Raw genomic sequence first — 14943 nt, forward strand, 5'->3', positions numbered from 1 at the left:
CGCAGAACTCGTTGCCGTCGGGGTCGGCGAGCACTGTCCAGCCGAACCCCTGCGGCATCGTCTGATGGTCGACCACCGTGGCGCCGAGGTCCAGAAGGCGCTGTATCTCGGCGTCGGCGTCGCCGTCGCTGCTCCAGTCCAGGTGGACCCGGTTCTTGACCGTCTTCGGCTCGGGCACGCGTTGGAAGCCCAGGCACAAACCCGGCGTCTCACCGAGAATCAGAAAGTCGTTCTCGTGCCGCCAGGACTCACGCAGGCCCGTCGCGGCCGCCCAGAAGCTGGCCAGGCGCGCCGGGTCGGCACAGTCGATCGTCACCATCCGCGTCTGCAAGGCCATGACCTTATACTTTAGTCCCCTTTTATGGGGCAATCAGGCCTTGTCGTTGATGAAGGTGAGCATCTGGCGCCAGGCGTCGGCGACCTCCGTCTGGTGCTGGCCGAAGGCGCGGTCGAAGAAGCTGTGGCCGACCTCCGGATACACCGTCATCCGCACGTCGACGCCGTGACCGCGCACCCGGTCGGCGAACTGTTCCACCTCCGCCACCGGCGTGAAGTCCTGGCCCGCGGCCAGGATCTGCAGCGGTGCGGCGATCTGGTCGACCACGCTGCTCACCCGCGACGGGATGCCGTAGAAGCCGATCGAGCCACGCAGGTCGTCGCCCGTGGCCGCCTGGCGCCACGACATCGCGCCGCCGAAGCAGAAGCCGACGGTGAACAGGGCCGAGACGCCGTGCGACCGCAACCACGCACCGGCCGCCGAGCCGTCCGCGGCCAGCGTCGGGAAGTCGAGCGCGTCGACGTGCTCGCGATACGAGAAGTCCTCGCCCCGCGTGCCGATGCCGGCCGTCCGGCCGAAGTAGTCGAACGCCAGCGCCGACAGGCCGGCGGACGCGAAGCTCCGCGCCAGTTCCTGGTAGAAGACGTGCAGGCCGCGTACGTCCGGGAAGATCACGATCCCGCGTGCCGCCGGGCCCGACGCGGGGTGCGCGAAGTAGCCACCGAAGGACGTGCCGTCGTCGGACTGGAGAACCACCGAGCCGTGCTCGCCGACCGGGCCGGGGTTCGGCGGTTGCGGCGGGCGGGCGTCGTCGCCATAACACATAGGATCATCGTGTCATGCGCGTCGCCGGCGCGCCGTCAACGCGGTTGCGCCAGGAACGGCGGGGTCTCGCCACGGCAGCCGATCCGGTCCAGCGCCTCGATCAGGGCCGGCAGGTCGGCGTCGGCGAAGTGGTCGATGATGCGGCGCCGGGTCGACCACAGGTGGGTCGGGTACGCGTCCTGGAGCCGCCGCAGCCCCGCCGGGGTCAGCGACGCGAACCAGCCGCGCCCGTCCTCGCCGCACCGGATGCGGACGACCAGTCCCTCCGACTCCAGCCGGGCGACCGCGCGGGTCATCCCGCTCAGTGACAGGTCGCTCGCCGCGGCCAGTTCGTTCATCCGCATCCGCTGGTCGGGCGCCTCCGAGAGGTGCATCAGGATGCTGTATTCGGTCAGCGAGATGGCCGCCCGTTCGCGCAGGTCGTGATCCAGGAGCTTGGGCAACACGATCATCACGCGACCCAGCGTGCGCACGAGCCGCTCTTCGTCGACGTTCAGCGGCGCGTCCCGCTGCTCTGTGACCGGAGGCATAGGCCCATGATACTTGCTCATGCAAGGAACTGTTCGTATGTTTGCTTGACGAAGCAAGGACTTACCCCGAGTCCTCCCCGTGAGCAAGGACCGAACACATCGTGACGACCAGAATCGGAATCATCCTCGGCAGCACCCGCCCCGGCCGCAACGGCGAGGCCGTCGCCAAGTGGGTGTACGAGCACGCCGCCAAGCGCAGCGACGCCGAGTTCGAGCTCGTCGACCTGCTGGACTACAAGCTCCCGCACCTCGACGAGATCGGCCTGCCGAGCATGGGCCAGTACACCCAGCCGCACACGCTGGCGTGGGCGGAGAAGATCGCCTCGTTCGACGGCTTCGTGATGGTGACCCCCGAGTACAACCACGCCACCTCGGGCGCATTGAAGAACGCGATCGACTTCCTGTTCGCCGAGTGGAACAACAAGGCGGTCGGGTTCGTCAGCTACGGCTCGATCGGTGGCGCCCGCGCCGTCGAGAACCTCCGGCTCGTCGCCGGTGAGCTCAAGCTGGCCGACGTGCGCTCGCAGGTCATGCTCTCGCTGTTCCACGACTTCGAGAACTTCAGCACCTTCAAGCCGGGCGAGCACCAGGCCGACGCGCTCCACACGACCCTGGACCAGGTCGTCGAGTGGAGCCGGGCGCTCGCTCCCCTGCGCGGCAAGGCTGCCTGACCGGCAGCGCGCGCAGTCGGCCCGGGGGCCTGCCGAGGGACAGCACAGCCACGGCAGGCACCCGGGCCGTTCACTGTGTGGGGCGAGGCGGGTGCCCTCCTTCCATCCGGTGGAGTACCGTTCCCCCGGATACAGGAGGTCGAGCATGTCGTTGACGGTGGGCACGGAACAGCGCGGCGATGTCGTCGTGGTGTCGGTTGGCGGCGAGCTGGACATGGCCACGGCGCCCGCGCTGCAGGACCAGATCACCGACCTGCTCGACCGGGGCCTGTCACGGCTGGTCTTCGACCTGACCGAGGTTTCGTTCTGCGATTCGACCGGACTGTCCGTGTTCGTCCGGGCGAAGAACAGCACCGACGATGCCGGCGGAGTCGTCCGGCTGGCCGCGCCGCAGCGTGGCGTGCGCCGCATCCTCGAGGTCAGTGGCCTGGTCGAGGTGCTGCACACCTACTCGACCGTCGACGAGGCGGTCGACGCGGACGCCGCCGAGCCCGCCGCCGGCTAAGCGGCCTCGCGCAGCGGCTCGGCCAGCGGGCCCGTCTCGGCCAGCACGGCCGCCGGCGTCGCCTCGACGGCCTCCACCGGCTCGTGCGCGCCCGGCGCGTGCGCCTCGTCCTCGACGTACCGCGGCCGGCTGATCAGCACGCCCGCCGCGCCCTGCACCACCAGCGCCACGGCCAGCACGCCGAGCGGCGCCAGCCACGCGCCGGTGGCCTCGTAGAGGATCCCGACCAGCAGCGGTCCGAGCGCCGCGAGCGTGTAGCCCACGCTCTGCGCGAAGGCGGACAGCGCGACGGTCCCCTCCGGCGTGCGGGCGCGCAGGCCGATCACGACCAGGCTCACCGGGAACACCGTCTGGCCGATGCCCATCAGGGTGACCCAGAGCACGGCACCACCGTGCGGTGCCAGGGCCAGTCCGGCGTACGAGACTCCGGAGAGCACGGTCAGGCCCAGGATCAGCACGTCGACCCGGCGGATCCGGCCCGCCAGCGTGGGCATCAACAGCGCGAACGGCAACGCGAACAGGGTGACCCCGGCCAGCAGCAGGCCGGCGGTCGACGGGCTGAAGCCCGAGTCGCGGAACAGTTGGGCCAGCCAGCCCATCGTGGCGTACCCGGCGATCGACTGCATGCCGAAGAAGACAGCCATGGCCCAGCCGATGCGGGTGCGCGCGGGGCGGATCCGGGCACCCGGGTGGTGGCCGGGCCGCCGCATGGCCTGCTGGCCCCGCCGCAGCGCGGCCGGCAGCCACGGCACGATGGCCACCACGGCGAGCAGCGCCCACACGCCGAGCCCGGCCCGCCACGAGTGGAACGCGTGCGCGACCGGCACGGCGGCCGCCGACGCGGCGGCCGCACCGGCTGACATCGACAGCGTGTAGACCCCGGTGACCAGGCCCGGGCGGTCCGGGAAGTGCTGTTTGACCATCATCGGCAGCAGCACGTTGGACACGGCGATGCCCGCCAGGGCCAGCGCGCTGAACCCGATGAACGCCGCCGCCGAGTCGGTGAGCACCCGCAGCAGCTGGCCGAGGGTCAGCACCGCCATCGCACCGACCAGCAGCCGGGCCGGTGCGACCCGGCGGACCAGCCACGGCGTGGTGGCGCCGAAGACCGCGAACGCGATCGTGGGCACGGTGGTGACCACGCCGGCGAGCGCGCCGGAGAGGTGCAGGCCGTCGCGGACCTCGTCGAGCAGGGCGCCGAGCGAGGTGACCACCGCCCGCAGGTTGACCGCCACGATCACGATGCCGACCAGCACGAGCAGGATGCTGCGGGAGCGGGCGACGGGCTGTGGGGCGGCAGTGGGAGCGGTCACGACCTACAGCCTAGAATCATGGGACGATTTATGGTGGGGTGATGTTACGCATGACACTCAATCCACGCTCGACCCTGGTGCAACAGGTGATCTCGCAGCTCAGCGAGCAGATCCAGGCGGGCGAGTGGCCGGTGGGCGCGAAAATCCCCACCGAGCCCCGGTTGGTGGAGCTGCTCGGCGTCGGGCGCAACACCGTGCGCGAGGCGGTCCGCGCGCTGACCCACGCCGGGGTGCTCGAGTGCGTGCAGGGCTCCGGCACCTACGTGCGGTCGACCGACGAGCTGACCGGTGTCGTCGCCCGCAAGTTCGGGGCCGCCGACGTCGGGCACACCATCGAGGTGCGGCGGGCCCTCGAGGTCGAGGCGGCCCGGTTGGCGGCGCTCCGGCGTACCCCGGAAGACCTGGACCGGCTCGACGCGGCGCTCGTGGCGCGCGACCTGGCCTGGCAGACCGGCCGGGCCGAGGTCTTCGTCGAGGCGGACGCCGACCTGCACGTCGCCGTGGTGGCGGCGGCGCACAACCCGATGCTCGCCGAGCTCTACGCGTCGGTCGGCGCGGCCATCCGGGCGTCCGTCGCGGCGGCGGTCGGGCCGGCGCTGGAGGCGGGCGTCCACATCGATCACGCTCGACTGGTCGCGGCTATCCGGGACGGCAATGCGGACAGAGCCGCACATGAGGCGGGCAAGTTCCTGGAGCCGCCCACCCGGGAATAGGGTGAGCCATGCTTAAGGGCTTCAAAGACTTCATCATGCGCGGAAACGTGGTCGACCTCGCGGTCGGCATCGTGATCGGTGCCGCGTTCACCGCGGTGGTCACGCAGTTCACCAACTCGTTTCTCAAGCCCCTCATCCAGCTGACCGGCGGTGGAGGCCTCAAGGGCGGCAAGGCGACCGTCAACGGCGTCGAGTTCGACTGGGCCGCGTTCATCAACGTCGTGATCACGTTCCTCCTGACAGCGGCCACCCTCTACTTCCTCGTCGTCCTCCCGCTGAACAAGCTGGCCGAGCGCCGCCGCCGCGGCGAGGAGCCCCCGCCCGCCGCTCCGAGCGAAGAGATCAAGCTGCTCACCGAGATCCGTGACGCCCTGGTCGCCGGCGGCCGCGTCCCCGGTCAGTACCGCTCGGCGCTCGACCAGACTCTTGGCAGGGAGAACCCCCCGACCTCGCGATAGTCGAACGTATGTTCGATACTCTCCCACCATGGAGCAGCGAAAGCACTGGTGGAACGGGAAGTGGGGCCGCGCCGCGCGGCGCGACGTCTATCTGCGGATCGACGGTGACACCTGGCACGTCGAGCAGCGGGCGGGCGGCGCCGACGGCGCGTCCCACTTCTACGAGTTCGAGAGCGAGGAGGACGCGTACGACCGCGTGCGTGCCCTCCTCGTCGGGCCGTTCGAGTGGCGGGAGCTGTCGGCCCGCCGGCCTGACTAGGCCGTAGCCGACTCGAGCAGCGCGAGCGTGCCCAGCGTCATCTGGTCGCGGATCCGGCTGACCGAGGCGTCCCATTGCCGGGTGAAGCCGGGCCGGCGTTCCAGCGAGCGCCAGACCGGCAGCACCGCCTCGTCGACCCGGGCGGCCGGCATCCACAGATGCAGCAGGGTGTCGATGGCCGGGCGCAGTCGGGCGATCCGCTGCGCCCGGGTGCCCGGGCCGGTGAGGCTCGACTCCATCAGCCCCAGCAGCGTGGTGAGCAGCCAGTCGTGCAGCGCGAGGTCTTCGCAAAGCTCGACGATCGAGCCGATGTGCTCGCGCGGCACGACCAGCTCCAGCACCCGCAGCGTCGGCGAGGCGACCCGGAACGTGCCGGTCGCCTCGGCGTCGTCGGCGTCGGTCGGCGTCACCACCCAGCGCATGTGGGTGCGCTGGGTGCGGAACGGCGGGTGGCGGTCGAGCCGGGTCGAGCGCTGCACCGCGTCGAGCGTCCGGCCGCTGATCGCGCCGAGGGTGAGCGTGCCCATCGGCTGCGTGGTGCCGGCGAACCCGCGGGCGATGTCGGTCGCGTCGGATTTGCCGATCGCCTCGATCGTGCCGGGCCGGGTCAGGTAGTGCGACCAGGAGAGCCGCCGGTTGGCCGTGCTCTTGACCACGACGGTGTGCCCGGAGCCCTGCGCCACGTGCCCGCCGGTGATCGACGCCCGCGAGACCACCGTGCCGACCCCACGGATGACCTTGCCCGAGGCGGCCGGCAGCCGGCAGTCCACACTGGTCAACAGATTGGGCGAGACGGCGTACGCCATGGGCCGCTCGGACCGCCGGACCTGCTCGCCGACCAGCAGGTTGAGCACCTCGGCGGTGGCGTCCCAGGGCAGCGAGGTCGAGTTCTGCAGTAGTCCGGTGTGGACCTCGCCGAACGTGAGCATCGTTCCGCCTCCGTGAGAGAACAGCGGATGAATTGCATCCCATGGTCGACCTGCGAGGCAAGGCCGCCGCGCGGAATGCCACCCAGACGATATTTTGATCAACCCCGATATACCGGGAGCCCATCGCTTGCCCGATGTTGGTACGGTAACGACGCGTGTCGCTCGCGTAATCGAGGAGCCGCGTTGACCAAGGTCTACGTCTCAGCAACGTTCCGTGATCTCGAAGAGTGCCGGTCAGCGGTCAAGCTGGCACTCCGCCGGTTGCGGGTCGAAGACGTGGCCATGGAGTCCTATGTGGCCGAAGATCGGCGCCCGGTCGAGCGCTGCCTCGAAGACGTCGCCGACTGCGACCTCTACGTCGGGATCTTCGCCTGGCGCTACGGCTTCGTCCCACCTGGCTACGACCGGTCGATCACCGAGCTCGAATACCGCCAGGCCGAGGCGATGGGCAAGCCCTGCCTGATCTTCCTGCTCGACGAGGAAGCCCCGTGGCCGCGCGTCCACATCGACCGCGGCACCGAGGCCGAGCGCATCGAGACCCTGCGCAGCGAGCTGGTCGTCCGGCACATGTGCAGCACGTTCAACGGTCCGGGCGACCTCGCCGCGCTGGTCACCGCCGCGGTCGCCAACTGCCTGGCCGACATCGGCCGCCCGACCGGCCACCTCCAGTCGCTGAGCGCCGAGACGCTCAAGCGCTACTACGACCGGCTGCACCAGCAGTACGGCGGCCTCGACCTCGACGCGCTCACCCCGCCGCAGCGCGACGAATACCTGCAGATGCGGCTCAGCTCGGTGTTCATCGAGCAGTCCGTCCGGGAAGACCCGCCGCCGGTCGAGCTGCCCCGCGAGTGGTGGCAGCGGATGCAGTTCGAGGGCCACCTCGAGACGGAGGACGTGCCCGACGAGGTCGACCCCGACGAGCTGGCGCTGCTGCACAAGGCCTACCGCGCCAAGCCGCTGCGCCGGCTGTTCGACATCATCGCCGCGCCTGACAACCAGGCCATCGTGCTGCTCGGCGACCCGGGCTCCGGCAAGTCCACCGCGGCTCGCTACATCACCCTGGCGCTGGCGCACACGGGCGCACCCGTCGACGACCGCCTCGGCCCGCTCGACGGTCACCTGCCGCTGTTCATCGAGCTGAGGTCCTACGTCGCGCTCTACGCCGAGAGCAGGTGCAGCAACTTCGTCGAATACCTCGACCACCGGTCCGGCCTCGACGGCCTGGGTCTCGAGCGGGCGGCGCTGCTGCGCTACCTGACCGGCGGCGGCCCGGCCGTGGTGATCTTCGACGGCCTCGACGAGATCTTCGACAAGCGCCGCCGGGAGGCGGTGGCCAACCAGATCGCCGCGTTCGCCGGCGAGTTCCCGCACGTGCGGGTGATCGTCACTTCGCGGATCATCGGGTACGCGCGCCGCGCGCTCAGCGAGCTCGGCTTCGCCCACTTCACCCTCCAGGACCTCGACGACAACCAGATCACCGAGTTCCTGGCGAGCTGGTACGACCTGGCGATGCACGACCGGCCGGGCGACTCGGCGGCCCGCCGGGCCCGGCTGCTCGAGGCGATGCGGCACTCACCGTCGATCCGCGAGCTGGCCGGCAACCCGATGCTGCTGACGATCCTGGCGATCATCGGCAAGCACCAGGCGCTGCCCCGCGAGCGGTGGAAGCTGTTCGACCACGCGGCCACCGTGCTCGTCGAGCACTGGGACATCAACCGCCACCTGCAGGACCAGTACGAGAGCCCCGGCTTCATCGACGCCGAGGACAAGAAGGAGCTGCTGCGCCGCCTCGCCTACAAGGTGCAGAGCGGCGACCGCGGGCTGTCCGCCAACTACATCGGCGCCGAGGACCTGAGCGAGGTCTTCGAGGACTACCTGGCCGAGCGCTACCAGAAGAACCCGGCCGAGGCGCGCGAGATCGCCCGCGCGATGATCAACCAGTTCCGCGAGCGGAACTTCATCCTCAGCCGGTACGGCCCACACCTCTACGGCTTCGTGCACCGGACGTTCCTGGAGTTCTTCTGTGCCGAGGCCGTGGTCGGCAAGTTCAAGCACGACCGGGCGTGGGAGTTCGAGCAGCTCAAGGAGCTGTTCGTCGCACACTGGGCCGACCCGTCCTGGCGCGAGGTGCTCCGGCTGGTCGCCGGCGCGCTGCACGAGCGGCACACCGCCCAGCTGATCTCGCTGCTCGCGACCAGCGTCAACCACCCGTGGCCGGCCGGGGCGTTCGCCCAGCCGCCGTGGAACCTCGCGCTGGCCGTGCAGTGCCTGGCCGAGGTGCGCAACCCGCACACCGCGGTCGCCGGGCCCGCGCAGGACCTGCTGCGCCGGATCATCCTGCTGATCGAGCACTGCGTGTCGATCGACGACCGCGACACGATGGCGCTCATCGAGACGGAGATCCTGCCGGCGGCCCGCACGATCGGCTCGACCTGGCCGGGCGGGCAGATCTACCTCAACTGGTACAGGCGCCGCGGCGTCCGGCTGATCTGGAGCTCGGTCTCGGCGTACGCGGCCCAGCTCGCCGCGGTCCTCGCGCCGCCCTCGGAGCACGTCGAAGACCTGTTCAGCACCGTGCTCAGCGCGATCGACGACCGCTGGGCGTCGTACGCGGCCGTCGCCGGCCTGGCCGAGCTGGCCCAGGTCGCCGGCACGGCCGCCAACCGCGCCGCGTTCCAGCTCGCGCTCACCCGGGCCGGTGAGGAGCTGATCCGCCGGGCGCGGGACGACACGTACGCCGGCGTGCGGCTGGCCGCCGTCGAGGCGCTCGGCGAGCGGTTCGGCACCGACGCCCGGGTGCGGGACGTGCTGCTGGAGCGGGCCACCGTCGACGGCTACGCCGCCGTCCGGCTGGCCGCGGTGCGGGCGCTCGGCGAGCGGTTCCGCGACGAGTCGGCGGTGCGCCGCCTACTACTCGACCGCACCCGCCGTGACGGCAACGCGGGTGTGCGCCGGACCGCCGTACTCATGATGGAACGCCTGCCCTATGACGACTCGGTGCGCGGCGCGCTGGTCGACCGGGTGCGGACCGACCGCGACGCCGAGGTGGTGGCGGTTTCGGCGCGCGCGCTCAACGACTGGGGGATGGGCTACGAGCACCTGCGCGAACTGCTGATCGAGCGGATCCGCGCCGAGCCCGAGGGCGTCGTGCGACGGTCGGCCGTGCGGGTGCTGGCCGACCGGCTCGGCTCCGGCCAGCCCGTGAAGAGCCTGCTCACCGCGCTGCTGCACGACGACCGCGACGCGGGCGTGCTCAGCGCCGCCGCGAAGACGCTGGTCGAGCGGTTCGAGGCGGCCGAGACCGTGAAGGGCCTGCTGATCGAGCGGACGGGCCGGGACGCGGACGAGGTCGCCCGCCGGGCCGCCGTGCAGATCCTGCGCGAGCACTTCCGCGGCGACCAGGAGGTGCACGCGGCTCTCGTGGAGTGCGCCCGCCGCGACCACTCCGCGGAGGTGCGGCTGGTCGCGATCCGCGCGTTGACCGCGGCGCTGCCCGGCTTCGCGCCGGCGACCACCGCGTTGACCAGGATCGCGCACTCCGACACGGACGCCGCGGTCCGGCTCGCCGCGACCGAGGCCCTGGTGCGGAAGATCGGCCTCGACGCGACGGTGTGCGCGGTGCTGTCCCGGCTGGTCGGCGAGGACCCGGACGCCACGGTGCGGCGCACCGCGGTCGAGGCGCTGGCCGAGCGCTGCGGCGGCGACGCGCAGGTCCGCCGGCAGCTGCTCGGGCGCGCCCGGCAGGACGCGCACCCCGAGGTGCGGGGTGCCGCGGTGCGGGCGCTGGCCGAGCACGCCGCGCCGCATCCCGAGGTGGTGGCGCTGCTGCTGGAACGCACGCGCGACGATCCCGACGGTCAGGTGTTCGCGGTCGCCGCCCGGGTGGCGGAGGAGGGCACCCGCGGAGTGATCACGGCCCGGGTGCAGAACGACTCCAATCCGCGGGTACGCGAGGCCGCGGCGCACGCGCTGCAGCCGTACGCGGCCGAGCCCGAGGTGCGCGAGATCCTGCTCGACCGGGTGCGCCACGACCCCGACGCGCTGGTGGTCACCGAGGCGGCGGTCGCGCTGGTCGCGGCCGGCATCGACGACGAGCACCGGGACCTGCTGGCGCTGCGGGCGACCGGCGACGACGACACCGTGCGGGCGGCGGCGTTGCGGGCGCTCGGTGAGTCGTTCGGCGGCGACCCGGCGATCCGCGAGCTGCTGATCGAGGCGGTCCGCCGCGACCCGGACCTACGGGTACGCCGCGAGGCGCTGCGGGTGCTGGGCGAGCGGCTCTACGCGTACGAAGAGGTGCGCCAGGTCCTGGTCGACATGGTGCACGACAGCGACTGGTCGATCCGCGAGGCGTCGGTGCGGGCGCTGTGCGAACGGTTCGGCCCGGACCCGGACATCCGTCGCCTGCTGGTCACGCTGGCGAGCGGCGACGACGACCGCAACTTCCGGCGGCTGGCTGGGCAGGCGCTGAGCTGGCTGCCGGGTGCGGACCCCGAGCACCTGCCCGACATCGGCGACTAGCGCCGTGTCGGTCTCACTTGCGCTTTCACTCGCCGATGAAGACGTAGTCGATGCGGTCGACCAGCTCTTTCGGCAGCTCCATGCCCTCGCCGCGCATGCGGGCGAAGACCTGGTCGAGCACCGTCGGGTCGATCGAGACCTGGTTGAGGATGGTCCGCACCGCGAGCTCGACCTGCAGGAAGCGGGAGCCCAGCACCGAGAACGTGCGGTAGGCCGAGAAGGCCGCCGCGCGGGGGTTGAGCTGCACCACCGCCGGCAGCTTGTCCCAGTCGTCGGGCAGCTCCTCGACCTGCCACGGCGTGGTGACCACCTCGCCGTTGTGGCGGAGCAGACCGAGGCGGATCAGCTGCCACACCGCGGCCAGGAACGGGCACGACCAGCGCCGCGAGCCGTTTTCGAGGTCCCACAGCTCCACGTCGACGAAGATCGAGTGTCGGTTGGCGGCGTTCTGGATCGGCGGCAGCCAGCCCTTGTCGGCCATCGCGGGTATCGCGACCGTGTTCGGCGAGCGCTGGCCGTTGCACAGCCAGCCGGTCTCGGTGGTCGGCGGCCGGATGCCGTTGCTGCCGGGCACGGGGTCGGTGACCAGCGCCTGCTCGACGAGCTTGGCCAGCGGCACCTCGTCGGCGACCGCACAGCCGGACTCGCGCGCCAGGTAGTCGATCACCAGGCCGCTCTCTTCGGCGGCCGCCACCAGCATCGGGATCACCTCGCGCGGCGTGCTGAACCGCGAGAAGTAGTCGTCGACGAGGAAGCAGGTGCTGATCCGCGGGCGGTTGCCGCCCGGCTTCGTCTGCGCGGTGCGCGCCGCGGCCTGCGCCCAGGGCGCGACGCGGCGGAAATGCCGGCGCAGCGACTCCATGCCGCCGGCGAACTCTTCCATGTAGAGGTGGCCCAGCTCGATGGAAAGGTGCGACAGCGGAACGCGTTCGACGCTCCGTTGAGCGACCGCCTCTTCGAATGCCACTCCGGTCACAGCGTCTCCCAGGCCGCATCGTCGACGATTTTTTTGGCCAACGAGTCGAACTGTTCCAGCGTCTCACGGTTCGCGATGCGCCGCGACCACACGTCATTATCCGAAATAAGCTGTTCACGCCATTGCAGGACCGGGTCGAGCGGGATCTGGCCGAGCAGCAGCGTGCGGCCCACCTTGCGACTACTGGCCAACTCGGACAGATCGCGGTCGACGTCGCGTAGCCAGGCGACCTGCGCCGGCCGCAACCCTTCCAGCTCGGGCGAGTCCGGGTTGACCACGGCCGTGCGGACGAAGCGCAGCGTGTTGGCCAGCTCCTCGCGGTCGTGGCCCTTGCGTACGCCGGTGTCCAGAATGCCCCGCTCGCCGTAGACCAGGCCGGCCGCCGCGAGCACGTGCTGCCGGGTCCAGCGGTGGAACACCAGCCAGCGGGTGCGGATGTTGCGCAGCGGCTCCATCGCCGTCGCCGCGAGCACCATCTCGGTCGCGTACGACCGGCCGGCGCTCAGGTCGACCAGGCAGAGGTCGAACTCCTCTTCGAGGTGCAGGAAGAGGCGGGCGCACCGCTCAGTGTTCTCCTTGGTGATCGGGAACTCGCCGCCCCCGCTGTCGCCCGGCAGCAGCACCAGCCGGCCCGCCCCCGGCGGACGGCTGCGCAGGCTGGACCGGTCGGACTCCGACCAGATCTCCAACCGCTGTGGGTCGGCGACCACGCCGTGCAGGTAGGAGTGCAGGCCGCCCTGGGTGGTGCCGTGCAGGGCGTTGGGGATGTTGAAGATCGCACCCGAGGTCGGGGACCCGAAGTCGAAGTCGAGGTAGCAGACGTCGCTGCCCTGCAGCGCGCTCCGGTAGAGGACGTTGCTGCTGGTGACGGAGCGACCCGTGCCGCCCTTGTCGGAGGTCGCGAAGATCAGCATGTAGGTCAGCCTGCCTCGGTAACGTCACGCCGCGCGGCGGCCAACTCGTCCAGTGAAATGAGCACCTGGGCAGCGAGGACGGCCGCGGTGCCGGGGCGCTCCGGCAGGATCTCGCGGGCCCGGGACAGGTGGATCTGGGCGACCTTGAGCGTCTCGCGCATGCGCGGGCCGGCGTCGCCGGCGCCGGAGAGCAGCTCCATGTCGTAGAGGTGTTCGGCCTCGGTGAGCAGGTCGAACGCGTAGTTGCCGAGCCGGGGGCTGCGCAGTGGCGGGCGGTTGAGCATGTTGGCCGTGGTGACCAGGCCCTGCACGACGCGCTGGGTGTAGTACCAGGACGGCTTGTCGTAACGGGTGGTGAGCTGGGCGAACGCCGCGACCGGCTGGTCCCACAGGTTGCGGCCGGGGCCCTTGTCGAGCCGGCGCCGGTTGAGGTGCTCCCAGGTGCGGTCGGCCAGGTCGAGCATCCGGCTGCGGCCCTCGGCGTCGCTGATCAGCCCGGCGATCACGGTGGTGCGCTGGAACAGCAGGGCGGCGAACTCGGAGACCGTCCACAGCAGCCGTGCCTCGCCGGCGTCCTCGCTGCCGACCAGCGGCACGAGCACGCCCGGCGCGTGCAGGCTCAACGCCGGGTCGGTGTCGAACGGGCGGCGGGTGATCCGGGCGCGGTTGGCCAGCTCGGCCACGACCTCACCGATCCGGCCGAGCTCGATATCGGTGCCGCGCTCCTGGACCAGGCCTTTGACGGCCAGCGAGGTGACCAGCAGCGTGTAGTAGTCGGACGCGTCCTCGTCAGTGGTGCGCCAGGGGATGTCCTCGACCGGCCAGCGCCGGGCGGAGCCGAACGTCGCCATCGTCGACCAGTAGGAACGGGTCAGCTCCCACCGCAGCTGGAGCGCACGCGAGAGGCGCTGCTGCTCCTCGTTGAGCAGACCGAGAACGCGGGTCCGTTCGGAGAAGAGGTCCTCGATGGCGTCGACCGCGATGACGGTGAAGTAGAGGTAGGGCGCGTCCTGCGCGAAGCCCTTGGGCTGCTGCCCGACCACCTCGTCGGTCTCGATCGGTGGTGCGCCGCTGACGATGCCCCAGGACCAGCCGACCTCGAAGAGCCGGTCGGGACTGTCGATGTCGCCGACCTGGCCGGAACCGATCAGAACCTCGCGGAAGGAGGCGATGGTCTCGCGGAGGTCGCGGCGGATCGCGCTGACCACCTGGCGCTGCGGCAGGTTCTCCTGGTTGATCATGTTGATCAGCGCCTGGCCGTACCCGGAGTCGACGTCGAAGACGTTGACCGTGAAGCTGCGCAGCAGCCCGACCATGGCCGCGCTCAATCGGGTGCTGGCCTGCAGCTCCAGCGACTCGATCTCCTTGCGGTTCTCCTCGCGGCTCGCCACGGAGCGCAGCACCTTGAGGAAACCGAGGACGGCCAGTGACAGGGTGACCGACATGGCGAACGAGTCGACGATGTCGAGCCGGAGCTGCTCCTTGGTGGGCTGCGCCGGGCCGGACGAGCTGTAGTAGGACGAGCCGGAGAACAGTGGCGTGCCGTCGGGCTCGCTGTAGCGGTCGAAGTATTCCCGCAGGACGCCGATCAGCGTCTTGGGGATCTCGGTCGCGTTGCCGAGGGGGCGTAGCGCCCGGATCATGTCTTCGGCGGTCTCGTCCGGACGGTCGAGTTTGAACGCCTCGACCTTGGTCGCCGGGGTCAGGATGCAGAGCAGCTGCTCCGCGTCGCCAATGGAGTTGGGCGCGTCACGCCCACCGAACTTCCACTTCTTCTCCCGGTCCGACCAGGACGAACGCACTGTCGCGTTCCAGATCTCCAGCAGCTGTTGACGAGGCTGCATCCTCATCTGTCGCGCACCACCATCCGCCGCCTGACTCCACTGACGCTAGCTAGCAACCCGAGGGAACACTGTGGACGCACGACGAGATGGCTCGTCAGCACCTCATTCGTCCGCTTCACTCAATGATGGACCACGGGTCAAGGCCGCCGGAAGGCCCGTGGGCAGCGTTCCCGACAGGCGGTCTCCACCTGCGTAAACGCCGGCGGGT

14 protein-coding genes are annotated in these 14943 nt (G+C 70.7%); 6 read left to right on the forward strand and 8 right to left on the reverse strand.

Annotated elements, in window-relative coordinates:
- The 3 genes from AB0H87_RS00830 to AB0H87_RS00840 all read right to left on the reverse strand — a co-directional run.
- Positions 1 to 337, reverse strand: a 337-nt coding sequence (locus AB0H87_RS00830) for a VOC family protein (protein ID WP_360137375.1), incomplete at its 3' end; no start/stop codon positions are given.
- 33 nt (positions 338 to 370) lie between these two features.
- Positions 371 to 1102: a dienelactone hydrolase family protein gene (locus AB0H87_RS00835; protein ID WP_360137378.1), complete on the reverse strand. Its 732-nt coding sequence runs from the start codon at positions 1100 to 1102 to the stop codon at positions 371 to 373.
- A 35-nt stretch (positions 1103 to 1137) separates the two neighbouring features.
- Positions 1138 to 1632, reverse strand: a complete 495-nt coding sequence (locus AB0H87_RS00840) for a MarR family transcriptional regulator (RefSeq protein WP_360137381.1) — start codon at positions 1630 to 1632, stop codon at positions 1138 to 1140.
- 101 nt (positions 1633 to 1733) lie between these two features.
- On the opposite strand from AB0H87_RS00840, the gene AB0H87_RS00845 reads away from it, so the two are divergent.
- Positions 1734 to 2303: an NAD(P)H-dependent oxidoreductase gene (locus AB0H87_RS00845; protein ID WP_360137384.1), complete on the forward strand. Its 570-nt coding sequence runs from the start codon at positions 1734 to 1736 to the stop codon at positions 2301 to 2303.
- Positions 2304 to 2448: 145 nt separating this feature from the next.
- Complete coding sequence (locus AB0H87_RS00850) at positions 2449 to 2808, forward strand: STAS domain-containing protein (protein WP_360137387.1); 360 nt, start codon at positions 2449 to 2451, stop codon at positions 2806 to 2808.
- Here the strand turns inward: AB0H87_RS00850 and AB0H87_RS00855 are convergent.
- The gene (locus tag AB0H87_RS00855; RefSeq protein ID WP_360137391.1) at positions 2805 to 4121 is read right to left on the reverse strand and encodes an MFS transporter; all 1317 of its coding nucleotides are present in this window, start codon (positions 4119 to 4121) and stop codon (positions 2805 to 2807) included. The genes AB0H87_RS00850 and AB0H87_RS00855 overlap by 4 nt on opposite strands.
- A gap of 50 nt (positions 4122 to 4171) precedes the next feature.
- Between AB0H87_RS00855 and AB0H87_RS00860 the strand changes: the two genes are divergently transcribed.
- From AB0H87_RS00860 to AB0H87_RS00870, 3 genes are read left to right on the forward strand one after another with little or no spacing between them, the layout of a single operon-like run.
- Positions 4172 to 4834: a FadR/GntR family transcriptional regulator gene (locus AB0H87_RS00860; protein ID WP_360137394.1), complete on the forward strand. Its 663-nt coding sequence runs from the start codon at positions 4172 to 4174 to the stop codon at positions 4832 to 4834.
- A gap of 8 nt (positions 4835 to 4842) precedes the next feature.
- Positions 4843 to 5292 carry a large conductance mechanosensitive channel protein MscL gene (gene mscL, locus AB0H87_RS00865; protein WP_360137397.1) on the forward strand — a complete coding sequence of 150 codons (450 nt, stop codon included), beginning with the start codon at positions 4843 to 4845 and terminating at the stop codon, positions 5290 to 5292.
- 28 nt (positions 5293 to 5320) lie between these two features.
- Positions 5321 to 5551, forward strand: coding sequence for a hypothetical protein (locus tag AB0H87_RS00870; RefSeq protein ID WP_360137400.1), 231 nt, complete (start codon positions 5321 to 5323; stop codon positions 5549 to 5551).
- On the opposite strand, the gene AB0H87_RS00875 is transcribed toward AB0H87_RS00870, so the two are convergent.
- Positions 5548 to 6480, reverse strand: coding sequence for an SCO2521 family protein (locus AB0H87_RS00875; protein WP_360137403.1), 933 nt, complete (start codon positions 6478 to 6480; stop codon positions 5548 to 5550). The genes AB0H87_RS00870 and AB0H87_RS00875 overlap by 4 nt on opposite strands.
- 183 nt (positions 6481 to 6663) lie before the next feature.
- On the opposite strand from AB0H87_RS00875, the gene AB0H87_RS00880 reads away from it, so the two are divergent.
- Entirely contained in the window at positions 6664 to 11001 is a 4338-nt protein-coding gene (locus AB0H87_RS00880; protein WP_360137406.1) for a HEAT repeat domain-containing protein, read from the forward strand.
- 25 nt (positions 11002 to 11026) lie between these two features.
- Here the strand turns inward: AB0H87_RS00880 and AB0H87_RS00885 are convergent, their stop codons facing one another.
- From AB0H87_RS00885 to AB0H87_RS00895, 3 genes are read right to left on the reverse strand one after another with little or no spacing between them, the layout of a single operon-like run.
- Positions 11027 to 11977, reverse strand: coding sequence for an SCO2522 family protein (locus tag AB0H87_RS00885; RefSeq protein ID WP_360137409.1), 951 nt, complete (start codon positions 11975 to 11977; stop codon positions 11027 to 11029).
- On the reverse strand, positions 11974 to 12891 hold the full coding sequence (locus tag AB0H87_RS00890; RefSeq protein WP_360137412.1) for an SCO2523 family variant P-loop protein: 918 nt from the start codon (positions 12889 to 12891) through the stop codon (positions 11974 to 11976). Before AB0H87_RS00890 ends, AB0H87_RS00885 begins: the two co-directional genes overlap by 4 nt.
- 5 nt (positions 12892 to 12896) lie before the next feature.
- The gene (locus AB0H87_RS00895; protein WP_360137415.1) at positions 12897 to 14741 is read right to left on the reverse strand and encodes an SCO2524 family protein; all 1845 of its coding nucleotides are present in this window, start codon (positions 14739 to 14741) and stop codon (positions 12897 to 12899) included.
- Positions 14742 to 14943 lie beyond the last annotated feature (202 nt).

This window comes from Asanoa sp. NPDC050611, assembly GCF_040654855.1.
Classification (GTDB): domain Bacteria; phylum Actinomycetota; class Actinomycetes; order Mycobacteriales; family Micromonosporaceae; genus Asanoa.